General features: G+C 60.9%; 21 protein-coding genes. 14 read left to right on the plus strand and 7 right to left on the minus strand.

Features of this window, described 5'->3' with window-relative positions; translation table 11 throughout:
* The first annotated feature begins 104 nt into the window (after positions 1–104).
* From AC07OT_RS28020 to secB, 3 genes are read left to right on the plus strand one after another with little or no spacing between them, the layout of a single operon-like run.
* Positions 105–518, plus strand: a complete 414-nt coding sequence (locus AC07OT_RS28020) for a rhodanese-like domain-containing protein (RefSeq protein ID WP_027605071.1) — start codon at positions 105–107, stop codon at positions 516–518.
* Between the two features lies 1 nt (position 519).
* Entirely contained in the window at positions 520–774 is a 255-nt protein-coding gene (gene grxC / locus AC07OT_RS28025) for a glutaredoxin 3 (protein ID WP_010213876.1), read from the plus strand.
* A 42-nt stretch (positions 775–816) separates the two neighbouring features.
* Entirely contained in the window at positions 817–1,296 is a 480-nt protein-coding gene (secB, locus tag AC07OT_RS28030; RefSeq protein ID WP_014716520.1) for a protein-export chaperone SecB, read from the plus strand.
* Positions 1,297–1,422: 126 nt separating this feature from the next.
* Here secB and AC07OT_RS28035 read toward each other — a convergent pair whose 3' ends face one another.
* Entirely contained in the window at positions 1,423–1,878 is a 456-nt protein-coding gene (locus tag AC07OT_RS28035; RefSeq protein WP_046070509.1) for a tRNA (cytidine(34)-2'-O)-methyltransferase, read from the minus strand.
* Here AC07OT_RS28035 and AC07OT_RS28040 point away from each other — a divergent pair.
* Positions 1,877–2,317 carry a hypothetical protein gene (locus AC07OT_RS28040; protein ID WP_169899736.1) on the plus strand — a complete coding sequence of 147 codons (441 nt, stop codon included), beginning with the start codon at positions 1,877–1,879 and terminating at the stop codon, positions 2,315–2,317. The genes AC07OT_RS28035 and AC07OT_RS28040 overlap by 2 nt on opposite strands.
* Positions 2,318–2,780: 463 nt before the next feature.
* Here AC07OT_RS28040 and ntrC read toward each other — a convergent pair whose 3' ends face one another.
* The 4 genes from ntrC to glnA all read right to left on the minus strand — a co-directional run bounded on the left by ntrC (position 2,781) and on the right by glnA (position 7,630).
* The gene (gene ntrC, locus AC07OT_RS28045; RefSeq protein ID WP_027605069.1) at positions 2,781–4,217 is read right to left on the minus strand and encodes a nitrogen regulation protein NR(I); all 1,437 of its coding nucleotides are present in this window, start codon (positions 4,215–4,217) and stop codon (positions 2,781–2,783) included.
* Entirely contained in the window at positions 4,214–5,299 is a 1,086-nt protein-coding gene (gene glnL, locus AC07OT_RS28050; protein ID WP_024072896.1) for a nitrogen regulation protein NR(II), read from the minus strand. Before glnL ends, ntrC begins: the two co-directional genes overlap by 4 nt.
* A 302-nt stretch (positions 5,300–5,601) precedes the next feature.
* Positions 5,602–6,138 (minus strand): chorismate mutase, encoded by a 537-nt coding sequence (locus AC07OT_RS28055; RefSeq protein ID WP_495109603.1) that lies wholly within the window; start codon positions 6,136–6,138, stop codon positions 5,602–5,604.
* Between the two features lie 85 nt (positions 6,139–6,223).
* Positions 6,224–7,630 (minus strand): glutamate--ammonia ligase, encoded by a 1,407-nt coding sequence (gene glnA, locus AC07OT_RS28060; protein WP_024072899.1) that lies wholly within the window; start codon positions 7,628–7,630, stop codon positions 6,224–6,226.
* A 334-nt stretch (positions 7,631–7,964) separates the two neighbouring features.
* Between glnA and thiI the strand changes: the two genes are divergently transcribed.
* Both thiI and typA read left to right on the plus strand, forming a co-directional pair.
* Positions 7,965–9,419 (plus strand): tRNA uracil 4-sulfurtransferase ThiI, encoded by a 1,455-nt coding sequence (gene thiI, locus AC07OT_RS28065; protein WP_065940748.1) that lies wholly within the window; start codon positions 7,965–7,967, stop codon positions 9,417–9,419.
* A 139-nt stretch (positions 9,420–9,558) separates the two neighbouring features.
* The gene (gene typA, locus AC07OT_RS28070; RefSeq protein ID WP_010213863.1) at positions 9,559–11,379 is read left to right on the plus strand and encodes a translational GTPase TypA; all 1,821 of its coding nucleotides are present in this window, start codon (positions 9,559–9,561) and stop codon (positions 11,377–11,379) included.
* 193 nt (positions 11,380–11,572) lie between these two features.
* Here the strand turns inward: typA and AC07OT_RS28075 are convergent, their stop codons facing one another.
* A complete protein-coding gene (locus tag AC07OT_RS28075; protein WP_024072902.1) occupies positions 11,573–12,007 on the minus strand; it encodes a YkgJ family cysteine cluster protein in 435 nt (144 codons plus the stop codon).
* 240 nt (positions 12,008–12,247) lie between these two features.
* Here AC07OT_RS28075 and AC07OT_RS28080 point away from each other — a divergent pair, with 240 nt between their 5' ends.
* The 6 genes from AC07OT_RS28080 to AC07OT_RS28105 all read left to right on the plus strand — a co-directional run bounded on the left by AC07OT_RS28080 (position 12,248) and on the right by AC07OT_RS28105 (position 21,873).
* Positions 12,248–14,698: a glycogen/starch/alpha-glucan phosphorylase gene (locus AC07OT_RS28080; RefSeq protein ID WP_115486501.1), complete on the plus strand. Its 2,451-nt coding sequence runs from the start codon at positions 12,248–12,250 to the stop codon at positions 14,696–14,698.
* A 157-nt stretch (positions 14,699–14,855) separates the two neighbouring features.
* The gene (locus tag AC07OT_RS28085; RefSeq protein WP_495109604.1) at positions 14,856–18,371 is read left to right on the plus strand and encodes a DUF2339 domain-containing protein; all 3,516 of its coding nucleotides are present in this window, start codon (positions 14,856–14,858) and stop codon (positions 18,369–18,371) included.
* Positions 18,371–19,723: a DUF3999 domain-containing protein gene (locus AC07OT_RS28090; RefSeq protein ID WP_495109626.1), complete on the plus strand. Its 1,353-nt coding sequence runs from the start codon at positions 18,371–18,373 to the stop codon at positions 19,721–19,723. The genes AC07OT_RS28085 and AC07OT_RS28090 overlap by 1 nt, the downstream gene beginning before the upstream one ends.
* A 108-nt stretch (positions 19,724–19,831) precedes the next feature.
* On the plus strand, positions 19,832–20,842 hold the full coding sequence (locus AC07OT_RS28095; protein WP_027605062.1) for a class 1 fructose-bisphosphatase: 1,011 nt from the start codon (positions 19,832–19,834) through the stop codon (positions 20,840–20,842).
* Positions 20,843–21,018: 176 nt separating this feature from the next.
* Positions 21,019–21,273: a hypothetical protein gene (locus AC07OT_RS28100; RefSeq protein WP_027605061.1), complete on the plus strand. Its 255-nt coding sequence runs from the start codon at positions 21,019–21,021 to the stop codon at positions 21,271–21,273.
* Between the two features lie 30 nt (positions 21,274–21,303).
* Positions 21,304–21,873, plus strand: coding sequence for a lipocalin family protein (locus AC07OT_RS28105; RefSeq protein ID WP_027605060.1), 570 nt, complete (start codon positions 21,304–21,306; stop codon positions 21,871–21,873).
* 55 nt (positions 21,874–21,928) lie between these two features.
* Here the strand turns inward: AC07OT_RS28105 and AC07OT_RS28110 are convergent, their stop codons facing one another.
* Complete coding sequence (locus AC07OT_RS28110; protein ID WP_495109605.1) at positions 21,929–23,293, minus strand: formimidoylglutamate deiminase; 1,365 nt, start codon at positions 23,291–23,293, stop codon at positions 21,929–21,931.
* Positions 23,294–23,440: 147 nt separating this feature from the next.
* Here AC07OT_RS28110 and hutC point away from each other — a divergent pair, with 147 nt between their 5' ends.
* Together hutC and AC07OT_RS28120 are read left to right on the plus strand one after the other, a co-directional pair.
* Positions 23,441–24,151 (plus strand): histidine utilization transcriptional repressor HutC, encoded by a 711-nt coding sequence (gene hutC, locus AC07OT_RS28115; protein WP_223841674.1) that lies wholly within the window; start codon positions 23,441–23,443, stop codon positions 24,149–24,151.
* Positions 24,148–24,708 (plus strand): HutD/Ves family protein, encoded by a 561-nt coding sequence (locus AC07OT_RS28120; protein WP_495109606.1) that lies wholly within the window; start codon positions 24,148–24,150, stop codon positions 24,706–24,708. Before hutC ends, AC07OT_RS28120 begins: the two co-directional genes overlap by 4 nt.
* The last annotated feature ends 403 nt before the right edge of the window (positions 24,709–25,111 follow it).

A 25,111-nucleotide genomic window follows, 5' to 3' on the forward strand; every position in this document is an offset into this window, starting at 1 on the left:
GCAGTTTAAAGCGAAGTTCCGACCACGTCACCGCCTTACGGGGGTTGGCCCCCCCTGACGGCTGTGTATACTTACCGCCATTTTAACGCCCTGGAACCTCCTTGATGGTTGATCACCTGATTGCATTTGCCACTGCCCACTATCTGCTCGTGGGTGCCTTCGTCATCCTGCTGGCGCTGCTGATCGCTCACGAATTGAGCCGTGGTGGCCGCAGCCTGAGCACGTCGGAGCTGACCGCGCTGGTCAACAAGGATGAGGCCATTGTGGTGGATATCCGCCCAGTCAAGGATTTCGCCGCCGGCCACATCGTCGGTGCCCTGAACATTCCTCAGGACAAGCTGATCGCGCGCCTGGCCGAGCTGGAAAAGCACAAGGCCAAGACCATCATCCTGGTCGACGCCCAGGGCCAGCACGCCGGTACCCACGCCCGCGAGATGCTCAAGAGCGGTTTCACCGCCGCCAAGCTGTCCGGTGGCATCAGCAGCTGGCGCGCCGATAACCTGCCGCTGGTGAAGTGATATGAGCCAGGTCGTCGTATATTCCAGCGATTGGTGCCCTTACTGCATGCGGGCCAAGGCCCTGCTGGAGAAAAAGGGCGTTGCCTTCGAAGAGATCAAGGTCGATGGCAAACCCCAGGTGCGTGCCGAAATGGCCCAGAAGGCGGGGCGCACGTCGGTGCCGCAGATCTGGATCGGCGCCAAACACATCGGTGGTTGCGACGACCTGTTTGCCCTGGAGCGCGCCGGTAAACTCGATGCGCTGCTGCTCGTCTGACTCCTAACCCCTAAAAGACCCCAAGATCAAGAAGGATCTGCGATGACTGACCAACAGAACACCGAAGCAGCAGAAGCCCAAGGCCCACAATTTTCGCTGCAGCGTATCTACGTGCGTGACTTGTCGTTCGAAGCGCCGAAAAGCCCGGCTATCTTCCGCCAGGAATGGACCCCAAGCGTTGCCCTGGACCTGAACACCCGTCAAAAGGCACTGGAAGGCGATTTCCACGAAGTCGTGCTGACCTTGTCGGTCACCGTCAAGAATGGCGAAGAAGTGGCCTTCATCGCTGAAGTGCAACAGGCCGGTATCTTCCTGATCCAGGGCCTGGACGAAGCGTCCATGAGCCACACCCTGGGTGCGTTCTGCCCGAACATCCTGTTCCCGTATGCCCGCGAGACCCTGGACAGCCTGGTCACCCGTGGTTCGTTCCCGGCGTTGATGCTGGCTCCGGTGAACTTCGATGCCCTGTACGCTCAGGAGCTGCAGCGCATGCAACAGGAAGGCGCGCCGACGGTTCAGTAATCTCGAGCCCGACGCAGAACCCAATGTGGGAGGGAGCTTGCTCCCGATAGCGGTGGATCAGTCACGTAGATGTCGACTGACACTCCGCCATCGGGAGCAAGTCCCCTCCCACATTTGTTATGTGTGCTATTTGAAGCCGAGTTGGCGCCAGCCTTCGTAGACGGCCACGGCCACGGTGTTCGACAGGTTCAGGCTGCGGCAGCCTTCGCGCATCGGCAGGCGCAGGCGATGCCCGTCCGGCAGGGCGTCGAGTACGTCGGCCGGCAGGCCACGGCTTTCCGGGCCGAACAGGAAGGCGTCGCCTTCGGCGAAGCTGGCATCATGGAACGGTCGCGAACCCTTGGTGGTGAACGCGAACAGCCGTGGGTGGCCCAGGCTTTCCAGGCAGCTGGCCAGGTCGGCATGGCGCTGCAGGGTGGCGTACTCGTGGTAGTCCAGGCCGGCACGGCGCAGGCGTTTGTCGTCCATGTCGAAGCCCAGGGGCTCGATCAAATGCAGGTGGCAGCCACTGTTGGCGCACAGCCTGATAACGTTGCCGGTATTCGGCGGAATTTCTGGTTGAAAAAGGATGACGTGAAACATGCACGGCTCCGAAGGCAAAGATGCGCTGCATTCTACCCCTGAAGAAGACCCAAGACCGAAGCTAATGCCGAGGGTCATGGGCTCATTGGCGATTGTCGGCCTGATGGTGGGCCTGATGATCGGTCGCCTGACCACCCCTGACCCGATCGAGTTGCAGCAGATAGAGACGGCGGCGGACGGTGTAGTGGTGTGGTTCAACCGCGAACCCAAGCTGCACGGCGAGCACATCGACGGCACCGTGGCGCTGTTGTTCGATGCACAAGGCAAAGCCGCCAGCGGGCAGCTCAAGGTCAACGACAAGGATGTGAACTGGCGCGTGCGCAAGACCGATGCGGGCTTGCTGCTGAACCTGGTGGCGGCTCGGCCGTTGCGCGGGGAGTGGAAGGGCGAGGAGGTGGATGACCGCTGGCGGCTGGAGATCCATCTCCAAGAGCAATAAAAGAGGGAGTTCCCGGCCTGCCTGTACCAGGGCTCCCAAAACGGGGTGAAGCCAGAGGCTTCGGTGTTAAAGAGGGAATCCCCGGCCTGCCTGTACCGAGGTTCCCGAAAGCGGCGTGGAGCGCGACGCGGTTCGCATCAAGCACCCCGGGTGTAAAGAGGGGATTCTCGGCCTGCCTGTACCAAGGTCCCCGAAACTGGGTTGTACTGGGGTTATTGCAGGGCGCGTGCCAGAGTGGCTGAGTTGTGCCAAAAAAATTCTCCAGAAAGCGCAAAGCCCCGGAATACGGGGCTTTGGTGTTTTCGGGGTTCAGTATTTTCTTAACAAAACGCTTGTTTCGGGCTTGGAACGTGTGCACGATGCTAGAACAGGGTGCATTGAAGCGGTGCACGGTTCTGAGTCCGTGTGGAGGTCCAATGTGGGAGGGGGCTTGCTCCCACATTAGACCTCGGTAGATGGGAGATCAGGCGTCGTCGCCCTCATCGTCATCACCACCATCCACCTTCATGCCCAACTCCTTGATCTTGCGCGTCAAGGTATTGCGACCCCAACCCAGCAACACGGCGGCATCGCGACGGCGGCCGGCGGTGTGCTTGAGGGCGGTTTCGATCATGATCCGCTCGAAGGCCGGTACGGCGCTGTCCAGCAGGTTCGACTGGCCGCGTGCCAGGGCCTGGTCGGCCCACTGGCGCAACGCCTGTTCCCAGTTGGTCACCGGTGCCGAATCCTGCGGCAGGCTCAGCAGTTCCGGCGGCAGGTCGCCGATATGCACTTCGCGGCCGGACGCCATCACGGTGATCCAGCGGCAGGTGTTCTCCAACTGGCGCACGTTGCCGGGCCACGGCAGGTTCTTCAGGTATTCCTCGGTCTCGCTTTTCAGCAGCTTCGGCTCGACGGCCAGCTCCTGGGCGGCGCGGCTGAGGAAGTGGCGGGCGAGGGTCGGGATATCTTCGCGGCGGTCCGACATCCGTGGGATGTGGATGCGGATCACGTTGAGACGGTGGAACAAGTCTTCACGGAACTTGCCGGCGTGCACCAGGGTTTCCAGGTTCTGGTGAGTCGCGGCGATGATGCGCACATCGACCTTGACCGGTGTGTGCCCGCCCACGCGGTAGAACTCGCCGTCCGCCAGTACGCGCAGCAGGCGGGTCTGGGTGTCGGCCGGCATGTCGCCGATTTCATCGAGGAACAGCGTGCCGCCGTCCGCCTGTTCGAAGCGGCCGCGACGCAGGTTGGCTGCGCCGGTGAACGCGCCTTTCTCATGGCCGAACAGCTCGGACTCCATCAGGTCCTTGGGGATCGCCGCCATGTTCAGCGCGATAAACGGCGAGGCCGCCCGCGGGCTGTGGCGGTGCAGGGCGTGGGCCACCAACTCTTTACCGGTACCCGACTCGCCGTTGATCAGCACGGTGATGTTGGAATGGCTCAAGCGCCCGATGGCGCGAAACACTTCCTGCATCGCCGGCGCTTCACCGATGATTTCCGGGGTGCGGGTCAGGGTCGGCGGAGCTTCCTGGTTCTGCTGTTCCTGGGCGTGCTGGTTGGCGCGCTTGACCAGCGCCACGGCCTCGTCCACGTCAAACGGTTTGGGCAGGTACTCGAAGGCACCGCCCTGATAGGACGCGACAGCGCTGTCCAGGTCCGAGTGCGCCGTCATGATGATCACCGGCAGGCGCGGGTGCTGCTCGCGAATCCGCGCCAGCAGGTCCAGGCCACTGGCGCCGGGCATGCGGATGTCGGAGATGATCACGTCGGGCTGCTGGCGCGCCAGGCGGCTCATCACCCCGTCGGCGCTGTCGAAGCTCTGGGTGGTCATGCCTTCCTGTTGCAAGGCTTTCTCGAGGACCCAGCGGATAGAACGGTCGTCATCGACGATCCACACAGTTTCACTACGGCTCATGTCGATGGGGCTCCTTGTTCCAGAGGCAGAAAGATCGAGAATGTGGTGTGGCCGGGATGGCTCTCACATTCGATCAGACCCTGGTGCTGGCTGATGATGTTCTGGGTAATGGCCAGGCCCAGCCCGGTACCGTCCGGGCGGCCGCTGACCATGGGAAAGAAAATGGTTTCCTGGAGTTCCGCAGGAATGCCCGGGCCGTTGTCGATGATCTCGACCTTGGTTACCAGGCGATGGCGCACGTGGCCGATGGTGAACTGGCGCAGGGCACGGGTGCGCAGGCTGATGCGGCCCAGGCGCAGCTCGTTCTGGCTGCTGATGGCCTGCATGGCGTTGCGCACAATGTTGAGCACCGCCTGGATCATCTGCTCGCGGTCGATCAACACGTCGGGAATGCTCGGGTCGTAGTCGCGCACCAGGGTGATGCAGCCCTGGCTTTCGGCTTCTACCAACTGACAGACGCGCTCCAGTACTTCGTGCACGTTGGTCATCGCCAGCGACGGCAGCTTGTTGGAGCCGAGCATGCGGTCCACCAGGTTACGCAGGCGGTCGGCCTCTTCGATGATGACGTTGGTGTAGTCCTTGAGGTGCTCGTCCGGCAGTTCACGGGCCAGCAACTGCGCCGCGCCGCGAATGCCGCCCAGCGGGTTCTTGATCTCATGGGCCAGGCCGCGCACCAGCATTTTGCTGGTCTCCTGCTTGGACAGCTGGGCTTCTTCCTTGGTGATGCGCAACAAGCGGTCGCGGGGGTGCACTTCGAGCAGCAGCAGGGTCGCGCCGTTGCTCAGGATCGGGGTTACGGCGTAGTCGACGGTCAGCGTCTGGCCGGTCAGTGCCGTGAGCATCGCTTCACGTTTGGTGAACGGGTGTGCCTGCTCCACTGCCTGGCGCAACGAACTCAAGGCTTCGGCCGACTCGGTGAACAATTCGCTGATGAACTGCCCATGGCTGCGCTGACCGCTGATGGCCAGGAGCATCTCTGCCGCCGGGTTCATGTACTCAAGGCGCAGGTCGTCATTGAGCAGGATGGTCGCGGTGGTCAGGTTGTCGAGTAGCAAACGGTGCAGTGCATCGCTGATGGTCATCGGGACCTCTTTTGGAGCAAGGCGCGGGCTTGAGGCACACGCTGATACAAGGAAAATGCAAAAACCAAACCAAGGCTCCGAAAAGAAGCGTGAATCCCCTGAAATAAGGGGTTAAGGCGCGAAACTGTGGCGTTCTGCCAGCCTGCTCGGGAAGTTTCGAACCAAAATGGTGTGAGCCAGTGGGAAGGGTGCGGGATGTCGCACCAATATAGTGCGGTTTTGTGAAGGTTGTTCAGGAAGTGGCGAATTCACACAAATCCAATGTGGGAGGAGCTCCCACATGTTTGGGGCGGGTGACAGATTCAGTCTTTGTGGATACATAGCTCGGCTGTGGCGCGAATCATCGCCAGCTGCCGCAACGGGTCGTTCAGCGGCTCATGCACCGCTTCAGCCAGCCATTGAGGGCACTGCGGGTCGCTGCGTTGTGGCGTGAAGTCCGCGAGTTGTTGCAGCAGGCGTTTTTGCAATTGATCCAGTTGCGGGCGAATCTGCTTCACCAGGTCCGGGCGCGGGTCGTCGGGTGCCTTGCCCTGGAACTGCCAGTCGGACAGGTGGGTGTATTGCACCAGCTTGTTTGCCTCGATCTGCGCCGAGAAAAATTGCTCGGCGGCGGCGGGCTCCAGTTTGTAACTCGGTGCCTGGGCAACGACGCTGGCGAGCACGTCCTGCTCGCGCTTTTTGTCTTCTACCGGTTTTTTACTGTCCCATTTGCTCAGGGCCACCTGGTCGGCAATGGCCAGGCGTTCGGCGATGCTGTTGAGTAATGGCGCCAGTGTCGGCGGTGCAGCGAATGCACTGGCGCTGGCGAACAATAAAGTGAATGCGAGTAGACGCTTCAAGAGGTGACCTCCTAGGGTGCGGGCAAAAAAAAGACCTCCCGAAGGAGGCCTTTTTCATCACGCTGCGTCAAGCAGCGCTACCGGATCAGCAGCTGTAGTACAGCTCGTATTCCAGTGGGTGTACGAAGGTGCGTACTTTGATTTCTTCTTCGCTTTTCAGCTCGATGTAGGCATCGATGAAGTCGTCGCTGAATACGCCGCCTTTGGTCAGGAACGCACGGCCCTTGTCCAGCTCTTCCAGGGCTTCTTTCAGGCTGCCGCACACTTGTGGGATCTCTTTGGCCTCTTCAGGCGGCAGGTCGTACAAGTTTTTGTCGGCGGCGTCGCCAGGGTGGATCTTGTTCTGGATACCGTCCAGGCCGGCCATGACCAGGGCAGCGAAAGCCAGGTATGGGTTGGCTGCTGGATCCGGGAAGCGAGCTTCGATACGGCGAGCGCGCGGGCTGGACACGTAAGGAATGCGGATCGAGGCGGAACGGTTGCGAGCCGAGTAGGCCAGCATGACCGGTGCTTCGAAACCTGGGACCAGACGCTTGTAGGAGTTGGTCGACGGGTTGGTGAAGCCGTTCAGGGCCTTACCGTGCTTGATGATGCCGCCGATGAAGTACAGGGCGGTGTCGGACAGGCCGGCATAACCTTCGCCAGCGAAGGTGTTCTTGCCTTCTTTGGCGATGGACAGGTGAACGTGCATACCCGAACCGTTATCGCCGTACAGCGGCTTAGGCATGAAGGTAGCGGTACGGCCGTAGGCATCAGCCACGTTGTGTACGCAGTACTTCAGGGTCTGGACTTCGTCAGCCTTGGCCACCAGGGTGTTGAACTTAACGCCGATTTCGTTCTGGCCGGCAGTCGCCACTTCGTGGTGGTGAACTTCGATGACCAGGCCCATTTCTTCCATGGCGTTGCACATGGAGGTACGGATTTCGTGGTCATGGTCGAACGGCGGAACCGGGAAGTAGCCACCTTTGATGCCTGGACGGTGGCCTTTGTTGCCGCCTTCCACGTCCTGGTCGGACATCCACGAACCTTGTTCGGAGAAGATCTTGAACATGGAGCCGGAGATGTCGGACTTGAACTTGACCGAATCAAAGATGAAGAATTCCGGCTCCGGGCCTACGAATACGGTGTCGCCGATACCGGTGGACTTCAGGTATTCCTCGGCACGCTTGGCGATCGCACGTGGGTCGCGGTCGTAGCCTTGCATGGTCGAAGGCTCGATCACGTCGCAGACGATGATCAGGGTTGGGTCTTCGGTGAACGGGTCGAGGACGGCAGTGCTGTCGTCCGGCATCAGGATCATGTCGGAGGCTTCGATGCCTTTCCAGCCAGCGATGGAGGAGCCGTCGAACATTTTGCCTTCTTCGAAGAAAGCATCATCCAGCGCGTCGCGAGCCGGCATGGTCACGTGGTGCTGAGTGCCTTTGGTGTCCGTGAAGCGCAGATCAATCCATTTAACGTCATGATCTTTGATGAGTTGAACCGACTTCGACATAGTGTCCTCCGGGTGGCTTCGGGCTGGGGTAGTGGAGTTAGCCCTTAGAATGTGGGTGATGCCGGCGCGGATAGTCCGCCATGGCAACCTGCCTCACAAGAGAGCAAATTGCATGCCAGTGCGCCAACATGGGTTTTTTGCTCCAAAAACGCCCCTATAAAGGTGCATTGCGACAAATGCCCGAAATTAGCGCACCGCAATGTGGCGTTCGCGAGTGCAAACGCACCTCTTTAGTGCGAGTCGAGTGTTGTGCATATTAACTGGTTAAACCTTGAGCGATTTCCGCTATAATCCGCGCCCCCCTTTTTCGGCAGGCCCTGCGCGCGCTGTTTCCATGAAATTAATCGTTAAAGTCTTCCCCGAGATCACCATCAAGAGCCGACCGGTACGGATGCGTTTCATCCGTCAGTTGGCCAAGAACATCCGTGCCGTGCTCCGCGATCTGGACCCGGCTGTGGTGGTGAACGGTGTGTGGGACAACCTCGAGCTGGAAACCCGCCTGACCGACGCCAAAGCCTTGAAGGACATGACCGAGCGCCTGAGCTGCATGCCGGGTATCGCGCATTTCCTGCAGGTGGATGAGTACCCCCTGGGGGACTTCGACGACATCACCGAAAAATGCAAACGGCACTTCGGCGACAGCCTTGAAGGCAAGATTTTTTCGGTGCGCTGCAAGCGTGCCGGCAAGCACCCGTTCAGTTCCATGGACGTCGAGAAATACGTCGGCAGCAAGCTGCGTCGCGAGTGCGGCGCCGCCGGAATTTCCCTCAAGGCGCCGCAAATTGAAGTGCGCATGGAAATTCGCGACCAACGGTTGTTTGTGATTCACAGCCAGCACGACAGCATCGGCGGCTACCCGCTGGGCGCCCTGGAACAGACCCTGGTCCTCATGTCCGGCGGTTTCGATTCCACGGTGGCGGCCTACCAGATCATGCGCCGCGGCCTGATGAGCCACTTCTGCTTCTTTAACCTGGGCGGGCGTGCACACGAATTGGGCGTGATGGAAGTTGCGCACTTTATCTGGAAGAAGTACGGCAGCTCCCAGCGCGTGCTATTTGTGAGCGTACCGTTCGAGGAAGTGCTGGGCGAAATTCTCGGTAAAGTCGATAACAGTCATATGGGCGTAGTATTGAAGCGTATGATGTTGCGCGCTGCGTCCCGAATCGCCGATCAGTTGCAGATCGACGCGCTGGTGACCGGTGAAGCGATTTCCCAGGTTTCCAGCCAGACGCTGCCGAACCTGTCGCTGATCGACTGCGTGACCGAGAAGCTGGTACTGCGCCCGCTGATCGCCAGCCATAAGCAGGACATCATCGACTTGGCAGAAACAATCGGCACCGCCGACTTTGCCAAGCACATGCCTGAATACTGCGGGGTCATTTCGGTGAACCCCAAGACCCACGCCAAGCGCAACCGCGTGGAGTACGAAGAACAACAGTTTGATATGGCGGTTCTGGAGCGTGCGCTCGAGAACGCCAAGCTGGTCCCGATCGATCGTGTTATCGACGAACTGGGCCAGGATGTGCAGATCGAAGAAGTCAGCGAAGCCCTGGCCGGCCAGATCGTCATCGACATCCGTCACCCGGATGCCGCTGAAGATGAGCCGCTGGAAATCGCCGGCATCGACGTACAAACGCTGCCGTTCTATGCATTGAACGCGCGTTTCAAGGAACTGGATAACAGCCGTCAGTACCTGCTGTATTGCGACAAAGGCGTGATGAGTCGCCTGCATGCCCACCATTTGCTCAGTGAGGGGCATGCCAATGTGCGCGTTTATCGACCGAGCTAAGAGCCCGGGGCTGTTTGCCTGTGGCCTGCGTCACCGGCCCCCCGACTCTGCCGTCAAGCTGTAACGGCAAGGCCTGACTCTACTGTTAATCGCTGCCACGACCTGTCAGCACACCGAATCCTCTGATCGAGATACACAAGTGATCGAAAATCTACGTAACATCGCCATCATTGCCCACGTTGACCATGGTAAAACCACCCTGGTAGACAAACTCCTGCGTCAATCCGGCACCCTGGAGCGCAACGAGCTCAACGACGAGCGCGTGATGGACTCCAACGACCAGGAAAAAGAGCGCGGTATTACCATCCTGGCAAAAAACACCGCTATCAACTGGAACGGCTACCACATCAACATCGTGGATACCCCGGGCCACGCCGACTTCGGCGGCGAAGTAGAACGCGTAATGTCGATGGTTGACTCCGTTCTGCTGCTGGTTGACGCTCAAGACGGCCCTATGCCGCAAACCCGTTTCGTGACCAAGAAGGCGTTCGAAGCCGGCCTGCGTCCGATCGTGTGCATCAACAAGGTTGACCGTCCAGGCGCGCGTCCGGACTGGGTTCTGGACCAGATCTTCGACCTGTTCGACAACCTGGGTGCCACCGAAGAACAGCTGGACTTCAAAGTCGTCTACGCCTCGGCCCTGAACGGCATTGCCGGTCTGGACCACACCGACATGGCCGAAGACATGACTCCGCTGTACCAGTCGATCGTCGACAACGTACCTGCACCGGCTGTTGACCGTGACGGCGCGTTCCAGATGCAGATCTCCGCACTGGACTACAACAGCTTCCTGGGTGTTATCGGCGTTGGTCGTATCGCTCGTGGTCGCGTCAAGCCGAACACCCCGGTTGTGGCTATCGGTGCCGACGGCAAGAAGCGCAACGGTCGTATCCTGAAGCTGATGGGTCACCACGGTCTGCACCGCATCGACGTTGAAGAAGCGGCAGCCGGCGACATCGTGTGCATCAGCGGCATGGACTCGCTGTTCATCTCCGACACCCTGTGCCACCCGGACACTGTCGAGGCGATGAAGCCTCTGACCGTCGACGAGCCAACCGTTTCCATGACCTTCCAGGTAAACGACTCGCCTTTCTGCGGTAAAGAAGGCAAGTTCGTGACTTCCCGTAACATCAAGGAACGTCTGGACAAAGAGCTGCTGTACAACGTTGCACTGCGCGTTGAAGAAGGCGACTCGGCTGACAAGTTCAAGGTTTCCGGCCGTGGTGAGCTGCACCTCTCGGTACTGATCGAAACCATGCGTCGCGAAGGCTTCGAAATGGGCGTTGGTCGTCCTGAAGTGATCATCCGTCAGGTTGACGGCGTGAAGCAGGAACCGTTCGAAAACGTCACCATCGACACCCCTGAAGAATCCCAGGGCAAGGTCATGGAAGAGATGGGCCTGCGTAAGGGCGACCTGACCAACATGGTGCCGGATGGCAAAGGCCGTGTGCGTCTGGAATACAACATCCCTGCTCGTGGTCTGATCGGTTTCCGTAACCAGTTCCTGACCCTGACCAACGGTGCTGGCATCCTGACCTCGATCTTCGATCGCTACGACACCATGAAGTCCGGCGACATGTCCGGCCGTCAGAACGGTGTTCTGGTATCGGTTGAAACCGGCAAGGCACTGACCTACTCCCTGGAAACCCTGCAGGCGCGTGGCAAGCTGTTCGTTGAACACGGTCAAGAGATCTACAACGGCCAGATCGTTGGTCTGAACAGCCGTGACAACGACATGGGCGTCAACCCAACCAAAGGCAAGAAGCTCGACAACATGCGTGCTTCGGGTAAAGACGAAACCATCGCCCTGGTTCCACCTGTTCGCTTCACCCTGGAACAGGCCCTGGAATTCATCCAGGACGACGAACTGTGCGAAGTGACGCCGAAGTCGATCCGCCTGCGTAAGAAGATCCTGGACGAAGGCGAGCGTACCCGCGCTGCCAAGAAAGCCAAGAACTGAGTTAACTCAGGCTGAATGAAAAACGCCCCCGGTCGAAAGGCCGGGGGCGTTTTTTTATGCCTGCAGATTTTGGGGTGGCTGTACTGGCCTCATCGGGGGCAAGCCCCCTCCCACCTTTGAATGTGTTCACAGATCAAAATGTGGGAGGGGGCTTGCCCCCGATAGGGCCCTTGAGAGCCCCACAAAACCCGAATCAGAACTTGTCGAGGGTCTTGAACTTGGTCTCGCGCACCACTTCCTTCGGCTTGTACGCGCAATACCCCGGGCGCGGCCCGATCTTCGGGTGGTTGCGGCAAGTATCCGGGCGCTTGTCATAAATAGTGCAGAAGCGCGTCTTACGATCCAAGTACAGGCAGTCGTTGTTGCTCATGCGCTGCAGGGTAAAAATCTCGGATTTGTTGTTGTAGCGCTCGACGATGCCTTCCTTTTGCAACCGCTTGGCGATGTTCTTCGGCGGGTCGCCGCGCTCGAATTCATCGACGATACCAATGCGGATCAGGTCCTTGATCTTCACCTCAACCGGCAGCGTGCAGCAGCTGGACACGCAGCCGCCGCACATATGGGCGGAATATTTCTGCCAAGTCTCGAGACGGTCGAGTTCCGCGGCGGCGATCAGTTGAGGCTTCATCAGGGTTCCAAAAGGTGGGGCGGTATCCGGGCGCGCGATCATACCGGGATTGGTGGTTTTTTGAACAATATTTTACGGGTTTCAGCTCAAAGGCGCGGACGAGGGCTGATCGGGCACGACCCCTGCATCAAAAGCGTATTAAAGGTGAATGAGTTAAAAAACTGCCGAACCAGAGCGTCTACCGTCTGTCAGACCGACTAGGCTCTAGCAACTCCTTCAATCTCGCCCGAGGTCACACCGATGTCTCAGGAACCGCTTGCACGAGAAGCAGAGGTAGCCGCATTCCGCGATGCTGTCTTGACCAAACTCACCTACGCGGTGGGCAAAGACCCGGACCATGCCTTCGACCACGACTGGTTCGAAGCCATTGCCCTGGCCGCCCGCGACCAGATGGTCGACCACTGGATGGATCACACGCGGCGTATCTACCGCAAAGGCCAGAAGCGGGTGTATTACCTCTCCCTGGAATTCCTTATCGGCCGCCTGCTCTACGACAGCCTGAGCAACCTCGGCGTGCTGGAGATCGCTCGCGAAGCCTTGTCCGAGCTGGGTGTGGACCTCGAGCGCATTCGCCTGCTGGAGCCCGACGCGGCGCTTGGCAACGGCGGCCTCGGCCGTCTGGCCGCGTGCTTTATGGAAAGCATGTCGACCTTGGGCATCGCCGGTCACGGTTATGGCATTCGTTATGAGCACGGCTTGTTCCGCCAGGCGATTGTCGATGGCTGGCAGCAGGAACAGACCGAACGCTGGCTGGATTTCGGCAACCCGTGGGAATTCGAGCGTGCCGAGGTGATTTACCCGATTGGCTTTGGCGGCAGCGTCGAGACCCTGCCGGATGCCTCCGGCAAGCTGATCCAGGTGTGGACGCCCAACGAAACCGTGCGCGCCGTTGCCTACGACACCCCGGTGGTCGGCTGGCGCGGCGCCAGCGTGAATACCTTGCGCCTGTGGCGTGCCCGCGCGGTGGAAGACCTGCATCTGGAACGCTTCAACGCCGGTGACCACTTGGGCGCCGTCGCCGAAGTGGCCCGCGCCGAGAGCATCTCCCGAGTGCTTTACCCGGCGGACAGCACCGAAGCGGGGCAGGAACTGCGCCTGCGCCAGGAATACTTCTTCGTCGCCGCCTCCTTGCAAGACCTGCTGCGTCGCCACAAAAACATGCACGGCTCGGTCCTGAGCCTGGGCGAACATGCGGCGATCCAGCTCAACGACACCCACCCCTCGATCGCCGTGGCCGAGTTGATGCGCCAGTTAGTCGACCTGCACGACATTCCGTGGGAAGCCGCGTGGGATGTCACCGTCGAAACCCTGTCGTACACCAACCACACCCTGTTGCCCGAGGCTCTGGAAACCTGGCCGGTCGGCCTGATGGAGCGCATGCTGCCCCGGCACATGCAGATCATCTACCTGATCAACGCCCAGCACATCGATGCGCTGCGCGCCAAGGGCATCCATGACTTCGACGTACTGCGCGCCGTGTCCCTGATCGAAGAAGACAACGGCCGCCGTGTACGCATGGGCAACCTGGCGTTCCTCGGCTCCCACAGCGTCAACGGCGTGTCTGGCCTGCACACCCAGCTGATGCGCAGCACGGTGTTCTCCGAACTGCACAAGCTCTACCCGGAGCGCATCAACAACAAGACCAACGGCATTACCTTCCGCCGCTGGCTGTACCAGGCCAACCCCAAGCTCACCGATATGCTGGTGGAAGCCTTGGGCCCGGACATTCTCGACACCATCGAAACCCGCCTGGGCGAGCTGGAAACCTTCGCCGAGAAACAGACCTTCCGCAAAGCCTTCGCCGACCAGCGCCTGCACAGCAAGCGTGCGCTGGCCGAGATCATCCATGAGCGCCTGGGCATTTCGGTGAACCCGGCGGCGATGTTCGACGTGCAGGTCAAGCGCATCCACGAATACAAGCGCCAGTTGCTCAACCTGCTGCACACCGTGGCGCTGTACCAGGCAATCCGTGCCGAGCCGGGTACCGACTGGGTGCCACGGGTGAAGATCTTCGCGGGCAAGGCGGCGGCCAGCTATCACCAGGCCAAGTTGATCATCAAGCTGACCAACGATATCGCGCGCACCGTCAACAACGACCCGACCGTACGCGGCCTGCTCAAGGTGGTGTTCCTGCCCAACTACAACGTCAGCCTGGCGGAAAGCATCATTCCGGCGGCGGACTTGTCGGAGCAGATCTCCACCGCCGGCTTTGAAGCCTCGGGCACCAGCAACATGAAGTTCGGCCTCAATGGCGCGCTGACCATCGGCACCATGGACGGCGCCAACGTGGAGATGCACGAGCGTGTGGGCGCCGATCACATGTTTATTTTCGGCCTCAGTGCGCAACAGGTGGAGGCACGTAAACATGCCGGTGAGTTCAACGCCGGGCCCGATATTGCGGCGTCCCATCGTCTGAACGATGTGCTGCAAGCGATTCGCGGCGGGGTGTTCTCGCCGGACGATCCGGGCCGCTATGTGGGCTTGATCGACGGGTTGATCGACTACGACCGCTTCCTGGTCTGCGCCGACTTCGATTCCTACTGGGACGCCCAGGCGCGGGTCGAAGCGCATTGGCATGATTCCAAGGCGTGGTGGCGTTCTGCGGTGCTCAATACCGCGCGCATGGGCTGGTTCTCGTCGGACCGGACGATCCGCGAGTACGCCACTGAAATCTGGAAAGCCCTCGACTAAACACCGCAATACAAAATGTGGGAGGGGGCTTGCCCCCGATGACGGAGTGTCAGTCGACAAATATGTCGACTGGTACACCGCTATCGGGAGCAAGCCCCCTCCCACATTAGTTGCGCGTCGATATACTGAGCGCCGGTTTGCTTAGGGAATATCGACCATGCAATGGATTTTCATGCTGATTGGCCTGGTGCTCGGCTGGACGCTCGATGAGTCGTTCTATGATGCGGGCATCGGTGCGCTGTTGGGGTTGGGCATCGGCCAGGCGATTCGCCTGTCGAAGCTGGCGACCCAGGCGCAGCAACAGGCTGTTCAGTTGGAAACCACGCAGAAGGCGTTGATCGCCCTGGGTGAGCGCCTGCGGCAACTGGAAGTACCCACCCCGACACGCCCTGTCATCGTCGAAACGCCTGTGCCTGAGGCGGCACCTGTCGCCAAGGTGCCTGAACTGGTGTGGGAGCTGCCGGCTGAATTGGCACCTGTCGCCATGGTCGCCGAACCGAGCCAGCCATTGCCGGATGACGTCTGGACGCCTGCCCCGACGCCACGCCCGCCTCAAGAACCTGCCGCTCCCCGTGGCCCAAACCTGATCGAACGCGCCATCGGCGGCGCACGCAATTGGCTGTTTGGTGGCAACACCGTGCTGCGTGTCGGCGTGGTGCTGCTGTTTCTAGGCCTGGCCTTCCTGTTGCGCTACGCCACCGAAGGCATGGTGGTGCCGATCGAACTGCGTTACGCCGGCGTTGCCGCGGCGGCCCTTGGCCTGTTGGGCCTGGGCTGGTGGCTGCGGTTGCGTAACAGTAACTACGGCTTGATGCTGCAAGGCACCGGGATCGCGGTGCTGTACCTGACGGTGTTTGCCGCGATGCGCCTGCACCCGTTGATCGACCCGAGCGCGGCGCTGGGTCTGCTGGTGGCGGTCACGGTGTTCTCGGCGATCCTGGCGATTACCCAGGATGCGTTGGGACTGGCCTGTGCGGCCGCGCTCGGCGGCTTCGCGGCGCCGATCCTCACGTCCACCGGCGCCGGTAATCATGTCGCGCTGTTCAGTTATTTTGCCCTGCTCAATGCCGGTATCCTCGCCATCGCCTGGTTCAAGGCCTGGCGCTTGCTCAACCTGATCGGCTTTGTCGGCACCTTCGGTATCGGCTTTGCCTGGGGCATGCGTTCCTATACGCCGGAACTGCTGTGGAGTACCGAGCCGTTCCTGATCCTGTTTTTCCTGATGTACCTGGCTATCGGCCTGTTGTTCGCCCGGCGCAAGTTGCGGGAGATGGGCGACGCGCCCGAAGGCCGTGATGCGTTGTTGCGCTGGTCGGCATCCAAAGGCGACTACGTCGATGGCAGCATGCTGTTCGGCCCGCCGCTGGTGGGGTTTGGCCTGCAGTTTGCGCTGGTGCAGCACCTTGAGTTCGCCGCAGCATTCAGCGCGCTGGGCCTGGGCATCCTCTACATGGGCCTGGCCAGCGTACTCAATGGCGGGCGCGCCTTGCTGCTGGCGGAAACCTGCCTGGCCCTGGGGGTGATCTTTGCCAGCCTGGCGATTCCCCTGGGCCTTGATGCACGCTGGACCGCAGCCGCCTGGGCGGTGGAAGGTGCCGGGATCTTCTGGCTCGGCTTGCGCCAGCAGCGGCCGTTGGCGCGGGCATTTGGCCTGTTGCTGCAATTGGGCTCGGCGCTGGCGTTTCTCAGTGAGCTGCGCATCGGCGAGCACACGCTGCTGGATGGGGCGCCCTTGGGGGCGTTGCTGCTGGGCGCGGCCTTGCTGTTCAGCTTCGACCAACTGCGCAGGGCCGCGACGGAGCAGGCGGCGGAGTGGGAGCGCAAGGGCCTGCCGGTTCTGGCCAGCCTCGGCCTGACCTTCGTGTACCTGCTCGCGCCGCTGCTGTTGCTGACTCAAGGCACTGCCATCAGTTGGGCGCTCGCCGGCCTGGCGACCCTGTTCATCGGCTTGCGGATTGGCTCGCGCACGTTCCTGTTCACGGCGTTCGCCGTGCAACTGCTGGGCGGGGCGTTGTTCCTGCTGCGCTTGCAAGGCGGCGACTCGGCAGCGGTATTCAACGCCGGCTGGAGCGGCCTGCTCAGCGCGTCGTTGATCGGCCTGGCGTTGATCGGCGGCATGCTGCTGGCGGCGCGCGACGACATGGTGCGCAGCGATGTACGGCTGTTGCGTGGGCTGTCCGTGGTGCTGCTGGCCGGGTTGGTGCTGATCAACCTCGCCGTGCTGTTTGTACTGCCATGGGAAAGCGCCAGCGGTGTGTGGGCGGCCAGTGGGTTGTTGATCATCTGGTTGAGCCTGTACCTGCAACAGCGCGTCAGTTTTGTGTTCGGGTTACTGCTGCAAGTGATCGGCGGCGCGTCGTTCCTGCTGGCGGTGCCGGAGCTGCTCGGGCCTTTGACCAGCGAGGGCGTGCGTCCCCTGGGGCACAGCGGTTTCTGGACACCGATGGTGCTGGGCCTGGCCGCCTTGATCGGCGCCTGGCGCCTGCAGCGTGAACCCCATGCGCCGGTGTTTGCCGTGCTCAAGCTGCAACGCCTCTCTGACCTGCTGCTGGTGTGGGGCGCGGCGTGGTGGGCGTTGGCGTTGATCGCTGAAGTGCTGCGGTTTATACCCGATGAGCTGCGGGGTGCGTGCCTGCTGGGTAGTGCCGCGGTCAGCGTGGCGATCTGGGCGTTGCTCGCGACGCGCCTGCGCTGGGCGTCACTGGGCATGCTCTGCAGCCTGTTGATGCCGGCGGCGGGGATGGTTTTGCTGGTGTCTGCGCATAATTATTACCACCCGGCAGCGCACTACGGCTGGCTGGCCTGGCTGGCGGTGTTTGGGGTGCATTTCATCGCGCTGCGGCGTTTGGCGACGCTGGTGCCGGCCACCGTCCTGAGCGTTGCTCATGTGTTGGGTGGCTGGATGTTGATCGGCGTATTGGCGCTGGAGTTGCGCTACGGCCTGTTGTTGCTGTCGAGCGAATACAACGCCTGGCGCTGGCTGGGCTGGGCGATCCTGCCAAGCCTGTACCTGGTGCTGGCTGCCGCACCGCGCAACTGGCCGTGGCCGGTGTCGGCGTATCGACGGGAATATCGCGTGTTGGCGGCGCTGCCCTTGGCGGTACTGATGCTGGGCTGGTTCTGGCTGGCGAATACCTTCAGTGACGGCACGGCCGAGCCATTGCCCTATGTGCCGCTGCTCAACCCGCTGGACCTGGGCTTGCTGTTTGCGCTGCTGGGCGTGTACCTGTGGTCGCGCAGCGTGGCGCCGCAGCGCGGGCCGCGTGCTGAATTGATCGCCCAAGGCATTGCCGGTGTTTCGCTGTTCGCGTTCTTTACGGCCCTGGTGATGCGCACCGCCCACCACTGGGGCGGCGTGCCGTTCCATCTGGATGGGTTGCTGGAATCGATGCTGGTGCAAGCCGGCCTGTCGATTGTCTGGACCCTGATCGCCCTCGGCCTGATGATCGGCGGCCACCTGCGCCATCGCCGCGAAGTCTGGTTGATCGGCGCGGTGCTGATCGCGGTGGTGGTGGCCAAGCTGTTCTTCGTCGAGCTGAGCAACCGTGGCGGCCTGGCGCGGATCGTGTCGTTTATCGGCGTGGGCGGGTTGTTGCTGGTGGTGGGCTACTTTGCGCCGCTGCCGCCCAAGCGTGCCGAACCTGTGTTGGAAACTGAAGGAGCATCCTCTTGATCGGTAAGTTGAGCGTGGTCGTGCTGGGCATCTGTACGACATTGTCGGCGTGGGCGCAGGAAACGCCGGCCGACTTCAGCAGCCAGGTGGCGCTGAGTGTCAGCGGCAACGGCCCCTGGTATCGCCTTGAGTTGCCCTTGGACGTGCAACTGAATGCGCGCCAGGCTGATCTCAGCGATGTGCGCGTGTTCAACGCCGCCGGTGAACCCCAGGCCTACGCGCTGGCGCGTCAAGCGTCGCAACGCACCGAAAGTCGTGAAGTCACCGACGTGAAGTGGTTCCCGCTGTACGCCGCCGACACCCAGGCAACCTTGCCCGGTGTGGTGATGAAAACCACGGCCGAAGGCACCCTGGTGGAAATCAAACCGTCCACCGCACCCAAGCCCGGCAAGCAGGTGCTGCGTGGCTGGGTGCTCGATGCCAGTAAAATCAAGGCGCCGTTGCAGCAGTTGAGCCTGGACTGGAGCCGCGAGCAGGAAGGCTTCCAGCGCTTCAGCATTGAAGCCAGTGATGACTTGCAGCACTGGCAATCCTGGGGGGATGGGCAAGTGGCGCGTTTGTCGTTTGCCGACGAGCGGGTCGAGCAGCATGAGGTCAGTTTGCCGGGCCAGTCCGCGCGTTACCTGCGCCTGGTGTGGAAGGGGCAGGCGGCGCCGTTGCTGACCTCGGCCAGGTTGGCCAGTGCCACCAGCAGCAGCCTGCCGCTGCCGCTGGTTTGGTCGCAGCCGCTCTCGGGCACGCGGCTCAAGGCGGGTGAGTACACGTGGAAGTTGCCCACCGGGCTGGGTGTCGAACGCTTGCGTGTCGAGCTGAAGCAGGCCAATACGCTGGCGCCGGTGACCTTGGCGGGGCGACGCGATGGCAATCAAGCCTGGCAGCCGCTGAGCAATGGTCTGCTCTACCGCCTGACCCAGAATGGCCAGGACGTGGTGCAGGACGAGTTGCAACTGCCCGGCCAGACGGTCACCGAACTCAAGTTGCAGGTCGACGAGCGCGGCGGTGGCCTGGGCGTCGAAGCGCCGGCCCTGCGCTTCGCGGTGCGCGCCACGCAGTTGGTGTTCCTGGCGCGGGGCGAGCCGCCGTTCACGCTGGCGCTGGGGGATGCCTCGGTGACGGCGGCGAACCTGCCGTTGTCGACGCTGATCCCGGATTACACCGCCGAGCGCCTCAACACCTTGGGACAGGCCAAGGTGGCCGGGGCCGTCGCGGTCACTTCGCCACCGGTCCCGGCGGCTGTCGACAGCGGGCCGAACTGGAAAAAACTCGGACTCTGGGCTGTATTACTGCTCGGCGTGGCGGCGCTGGGAGGCATGGCCTACAGTTTGCTGCGCAAGCCACCGGTGGCACGTTAAATAAAGTCCATGAACTCTATTGGGTTTAAATCCTCTGATAGGAGGAAATACGCCCCGACTCGCGTTAAACTGCGCGGGTTTTTAGCCCCCCCTTCATCGGAGCCTTCCATGTCCCGCGTTACCTTGAGTCGCTATTTGATTGAGCAGACCCGCAGCAACAACACGCCTGCCGATCTGCGCTTCCTTATCGAAGTGGTGGCGCGTGCTTGCAAGGAAATCAGCCACGCCGTGTCCAAAGGCGCATTGGGTGGTGTCCTGGGCAGCATGGGCACTGAAAACGTGCAGGGCGAAGTGCAGAAGAAGCTCGACGTGATTTCCAACGAGATCCTGCTCGAAGCCAACGAATGGGGCGGTCACCTGGCCGGCATGGCGTCCGAAGAAATGGACAATGCCTACCAGATCCCGGGCAAATACCCGAAGGGCGCCTACCTGCTGGTGTTCGACCCACTGGACGGTTCGTCCAACATCGACATCAACGCCCCGGTCGGCACCATCTTCTCGGTACTGCGTTGCCCGAACGAATACCTGAGCCAGAACGAAGCCCTGAACGAAAAGGCCTTCCTGCAGCCAGGCACCGAGCAGGTCGCTGCCGGTTACGCGATCTACGGCCCACAGACCATGCTGGTGCTGACCCTGGGCGATGGCGTCAAAGGCTTCACCCTCGACCGTGAAATGGGCAGCTTCGTCCTCACCCACGAAGACATCACCATTCCGGCTTCCACCCAGGAATTCGCGATCAACATGTCCAACCAGCGCCACTGGGAAGAACCGGTCAAGCGCTACGTGAACGAGTTGATGGAAGGTGAAGAAGGCCCGTTGAAGAAGAACTTCAACATGCGTTGGGTCGCGGCGATGGTGGCCGATGTGCACCGTATCCTGACCCGTGGCGGCCTGTTCATGTACCCACGCGACAGCCGCGAGCCGTCCAAGCCGGGCAAACTGCGCCTGATGTACGAAGCCAACCCGATGTCCTTCCTGGTAGAACAGGCGGGCGGTGCGTCCACCGACGGCCACCAGCGCATCCTCGACATCCAGCCCGACGGCTTGCACCAGCGTGTGGCGGTGTTCCTGGGTTCCAAGGAAGAAGTTGAGCGTGTGACCGCTTACCACAAGAAGTAACCTGCGGCGATAAGTGAACGGCGTTGTTGTGAGCCGGTTCACCCTTAAAGAAGCCCCGAAACGTTTCAGCGTTTTCGGGGCTTTTTTGTTTTCGTTCGTCGGGAACCAGACACCCCTTTTCCCTTCTAAGCTTCTGGCAGATACCCAAGCTGCTTCGTCTCTCCAGGAGTTATTCCATGTCGTTACGCCGTCTCGCTTTGCTGGCTTTTTGCGTGCTGTTGGCCGCTTGCAGCAAGGTCAATCAAGAAAACTACGCAAAGTTGTCGGCCGGCATGCCTAAGGCCGAGGTGGAGTCGCTGCTGGGCAAGCCGACCGATTGTTCCGGCGCACTGGGCATGTCCAGCTGCACATGGGGCGATAAAAACAGCTTTATCAGCGTTCAATATGCCGGTGACAAAGTTCTGATGTTTTCCGGGCAAGGCCTGAAGTAAACCGGGGCGAAAGCCTGCGGGAGAAGAAGAATGATGCGTTTTGTTTTGTTCCTTTGCGCCAGCCTGTTTTTGGCGGGCTGCGCCAGCCATTCTGGCGATGATCTGCAACCCAAGACAGCGAGCAACGTCAACCTCAAGCGTTACCAGGGCACCTGGTATGAGTTGGCCCGATTGCCGATGTACTTCCAGCGCAACTGCGCGCAGTCCGAAGCCCGCTACACATTGCTGCCTGATGGCGATATGTCGGTATTCAACCGCTGCCTCACCACCGAGTGGAAGTGGGAAGAAGCCAAGGGCACGGCCACGCCGCAGGTGCCTGGCAAGACCGACAAGCTCTGGGTGGAATTCAACAACTGGTTTACGTCACTGCTGCCAGGCGTCGCCAAGGGCGATTACTGGGTGTTGTACGTCAGCGATGACTACAAGACCGCCATCGTTGGCAGCCCGAGCCGCCGCTATATGTGGATCCTGTCACGCACGCCGACGGTCAGCGCGGACACCCGCGAAGACCTGTTGAGCAGGGCGCGGCAGCAAGGGTATGACACCACGCGGTTGATCTGGCGTACGTCGGATAAGCAGATGGCGAAGACTTCGCAGTAACGCGAACACCCCATCAATCAAATGTGGGAGGGGGGCAAGCCTCCTCCCACATTCATCAGCCCAACAAATCCCTCAAGACCTGCGTGAACGACCGGTTACTCTCTTCCTCGCCGGCATGCCGCCCATCCCGCACCACCCACTTGCCATTGACCAGCACATCCCGTACCTGCCGATCACCCCCAGCGAACAGCCAACGGTTGAGAATCGCGTCTTCGGTGGCTGTCGCCAGGTAAGGATCGTTACCGTCCAGCACGATCCAATCCGCACGCTTGCCCACTTCCAGTCGACCTATCGGCTGCCCCAGCGCTTGTGCGCCGCCGTCCAGCGCCGCATCGAACAATGTACGGCCGACCATCGGCTGGTCGCTGCGATACAAGCGATTGCGCCGTTGATCGCGCAGGCGTTGGCCGTATTCCAGCCAGCGCAGTTCTTCCACCACGCTCAGGGACACATGGCTATCGGAACCGATGCCCAGGCGTCCGCCTTGGGCGAGATAATCCACGGCCGGGAAAATCCCGTCGCCCAGGTTGGCTTCGGTGGTCAGGCACAAGCCGGCAATCGCGCGGCTCTTGGCCATGCGCGTCACTTCTTCCGGGTTGGCATGGGTGGCGTGCACCAGGCACCAGCGTTCATCGACCTCGACGTTGTCGTACAGCCATTGCAACGGGCGTTTGCCGCTCCAGGCCAGGCAGTCGTCGACTTCCTTTTGCTGTTCGGCGATATGGATATGCACCGGGCACGTCTTGTCGCTGGCGGCCAATACCTCATTGATCTGCTGTGGCGTAACCGCGCGCAGGGAGTGGAAGCACAAGCCCAGTTGCTGCGCCGGTTGCGCCGCGAGGATCGGTTTGAGGTGCGCTTGCAGGTCCAGGTAATGTTCGGTGCTGTTGATAAACCGTCGCTGCCCCTCATTCGGCGCCTGGCCGCCAAACCCTGAGTGGGTATAGAGCACCGGCACCAGCGTCAGGCCGATGCCGCTACTCGCTGCGGCCTGGCTGATCTGCCGCGACAGTTCCGTACGGTCGGCATAGGGCTGTCCGCTGACATCGTGATGCACGTAGTGGAATTCAGCCACCGAGGTGTAACCGGCCTTGAGCATCTCGATGTACAGCTGGCGGGCGATCGCCTGCAGTTGCTCCGGGCTGATCTTGCCGACCATGCGGTACATCAGGTCGCGCCAGGTCCAGAAACTGTCATTCGGGTTGCCGGCCACTTCGGCCAACCCGGCCATGGCGCGCTGAAAGGCGTGGGAGTGCAGGTTCGGCATGCCCGCCAATACCGGGCCCCTGAGCCGTTCGGCACCGGCTGCGCTGGCGTTGGCCTCAACCTGTGTCAGCAGGCCATCGGCGCTGACTTCAAGACGTACATCGTTGGCCCATCCACTAGGCAGCAGCGCGCGTTCGGCAAAGAAAGCGGACATGATTAGAGCACCCCGGTCGTGTGTTTATTTGTATATACATATACAGACGTTTGCCTGCTCGGTAAACTCCGGCAATCTATGCATCTTTTCCCCTTGCAAGGATTCCCTGTGCCGACTCCGCCCGCCAAGTCTTCACTGGCTGCCCACATGGACGAAAGTCCGGCGCCCTTGTATGCCCGCGTCAAACAGATGATCAGCCAGCAGATCCTCAACGGCAACTGGCCGCCCCATTACCGCGTACCGTCGGAGAGCGAACTGGTCAGCCAGTTGGGCTTCAGCCGCATGACCATCAACCGCGCGCTGCGTGAGCTTACTGCCGAAGGTTTGCTGGTGCGCATGCAAGGTGTCGGTACGTTCGTCGCTGAGCCCAAGAGCCAGTCGGCGCTGTTTGAAGTGCACAACATTGCCGATGAGATCGCCTCCCGCGGTCATCGGCATACCTGCCAGGTCATCACCCTGGGCGAAGAGGCTGCCGGTTCCGAACGCGCCGTCGCCCTGGAAATGCGTGAAGGCGGGCGGGTGTTCCACTCGCTGATCGTGCATTACGAAAACGATATTCCCGTGCAAATCGAGGACCGTTTCGTCAACGCCCTGGTCGCGCCGGAATACCTGCAACAGGACTTCACCCTGCAAACCCCCTATGCCTATCTCAACCAGGTGGCGCCGTTGACAGAGGGCGAGCACGTGGTCGAAGCGATTCTCGCCGACGTTGCCGAGTGCAAGTTGTTGCAGATCGAGCCGAGCGAGCCGTGCCTGTTGATTCGCCGGCGTACCTGGTCCGGCCGTCAGCCGGTGACTGCCGCGCGTTTGATCCACCCCGGTTCCCGTCACAGCCTGGAAGGACGGTTCAGTAAATGAGTGCAGTAAAAGTCTGGCGCGCCGCCGATTACGTGCGCATGCCGTGGAAAAACGGTGGCGGCAGTACCGAAGAAATCACCCGCGATGCCGGCGAGTGCCTGGAAGGCTTCGGCTGGCGCCTGTCGATTGCCGATATCGGCGAGTCGGGCGGGTTTTCCACCTTCGCCGGCTACCAGCGCGTGATCACCGTGATCAAAGGCGCAGGCATGGTGCTGACGGTGGATGGCGAGGAGCAGCGCGGGTTGTTACCGCTGCAACCGTTCGCCTTCAAAGGCGACAGCCAGGTTTCATGCCGCTTGATTACCGGGCCGATCCGCGACTTCAACCTGATCTACTCGCCCCAGCGTTACCATGCGCGGTTGCAGTGGGTGGATGGTGTGCAGCGGTGCTTTACTACGGCGCAGACGGTGCTGGTGTTCAGCGTGGCGGATGAAGTGAAGGTGCTGGACGAGGTACTGGGCCATCACGATTGCCTGCAAGTGGACGGTAACAGCGGTCTGCTGGATATTTCCGTCACGGGTCGCTGCTGCATCATCGAACTGACCCCGCGGGGTTAAAAAATGTGGGAGGGGGCTTGCTCCCGATAGCGGTGGATCAGTGGGTATATCCTGGGCTGACACACCGCAATCGGGAGCAAGCCCCCTCCCACATTTGTTTTTGTGTCGCTTATAGAATCTGTTTCCAGTCCCTGCACCAATTTGTTACCGAACGCCCCAGCTCGGCGCAAAACCGCGCTGTCGTGACACACCTCCTTCGCTATAAACCCTCTTCGCAAGAAATTTCATCACGCCTCGAAGCCCTGATTTCCAAGGCTCGCACACGCTTTTCGGAAAAATCCTAACACCTCCCTCGGAAAGTTGGCCGCTTGATTGCATATGCTTGTATGTACAAGTAAAGATGTGTGCGTAAGACTCTCCTTCGCACCATCCATGTTCGCGCATCGATCGCCGAGGAGTTCTT

This window comes from Pseudomonas sp. GW821-FHT09C10 (genome assembly GCF_059418085.1).

Excerpts from the sequence above, each read along its gene's own strand:
- AC07OT_RS28020 (WP_027605071.1), top strand. The coding sequence starts at position 105 with ATGGTTGATCACCTGATTGCATTTGCCACTGCCCACTATCTGCTCGTG.
- grxC (WP_010213876.1), top strand. The coding sequence starts at position 520 with ATGAGCCAGGTCGTCGTATATTCCAGCGATTGGTGCCCTTACTGCATG.
- secB (WP_014716520.1), top strand. The coding sequence starts at position 817 with ATGACTGACCAACAGAACACCGAAGCAGCAGAAGCCCAAGGCCCACAA.
- AC07OT_RS28040 (WP_169899736.1), top strand. The coding sequence starts at position 1,877 with ATGCACGGCTCCGAAGGCAAAGATGCGCTGCATTCTACCCCTGAAGAA.
- AC07OT_RS28035 (WP_046070509.1), bottom strand. The coding sequence starts at position 1,878 with ATGTTTCACGTCATCCTTTTTCAACCAGAAATTCCGCCGAATACCGGC.
- ntrC (WP_027605069.1), bottom strand. The coding sequence starts at position 4,217 with ATGAGCCGTAGTGAAACTGTGTGGATCGTCGATGACGACCGTTCTATC.
- glnL (WP_024072896.1), bottom strand. The coding sequence starts at position 5,299 with ATGACCATCAGCGATGCACTGCACCGTTTGCTACTCGACAACCTGACC.
- glnA (WP_024072899.1), bottom strand. The coding sequence starts at position 7,630 with ATGTCGAAGTCGGTTCAACTCATCAAAGATCATGACGTTAAATGGATT.
- thiI (WP_065940748.1), top strand. The coding sequence starts at position 7,965 with ATGAAATTAATCGTTAAAGTCTTCCCCGAGATCACCATCAAGAGCCGA.
- AC07OT_RS28075 (WP_024072902.1), bottom strand. The coding sequence starts at position 12,007 with ATGAAGCCTCAACTGATCGCCGCCGCGGAACTCGACCGTCTCGAGACT.
- AC07OT_RS28080 (WP_115486501.1), top strand. The coding sequence starts at position 12,248 with ATGTCTCAGGAACCGCTTGCACGAGAAGCAGAGGTAGCCGCATTCCGC.
- AC07OT_RS28085 (WP_495109604.1), top strand. The coding sequence starts at position 14,856 with ATGCAATGGATTTTCATGCTGATTGGCCTGGTGCTCGGCTGGACGCTC.
- AC07OT_RS28095 (WP_027605062.1), top strand. The coding sequence starts at position 19,832 with ATGTCCCGCGTTACCTTGAGTCGCTATTTGATTGAGCAGACCCGCAGC.
- AC07OT_RS28100 (WP_027605061.1), top strand. The coding sequence starts at position 21,019 with ATGTCGTTACGCCGTCTCGCTTTGCTGGCTTTTTGCGTGCTGTTGGCC.
- AC07OT_RS28105 (WP_027605060.1), top strand. The coding sequence starts at position 21,304 with ATGATGCGTTTTGTTTTGTTCCTTTGCGCCAGCCTGTTTTTGGCGGGC.
- AC07OT_RS28110 (WP_495109605.1), bottom strand. The coding sequence starts at position 23,293 with ATGTCCGCTTTCTTTGCCGAACGCGCGCTGCTGCCTAGTGGATGGGCC.
- hutC (WP_223841674.1), top strand. The coding sequence starts at position 23,441 with ATGGACGAAAGTCCGGCGCCCTTGTATGCCCGCGTCAAACAGATGATC.
- AC07OT_RS28120 (WP_495109606.1), top strand. The coding sequence starts at position 24,148 with ATGAGTGCAGTAAAAGTCTGGCGCGCCGCCGATTACGTGCGCATGCCG.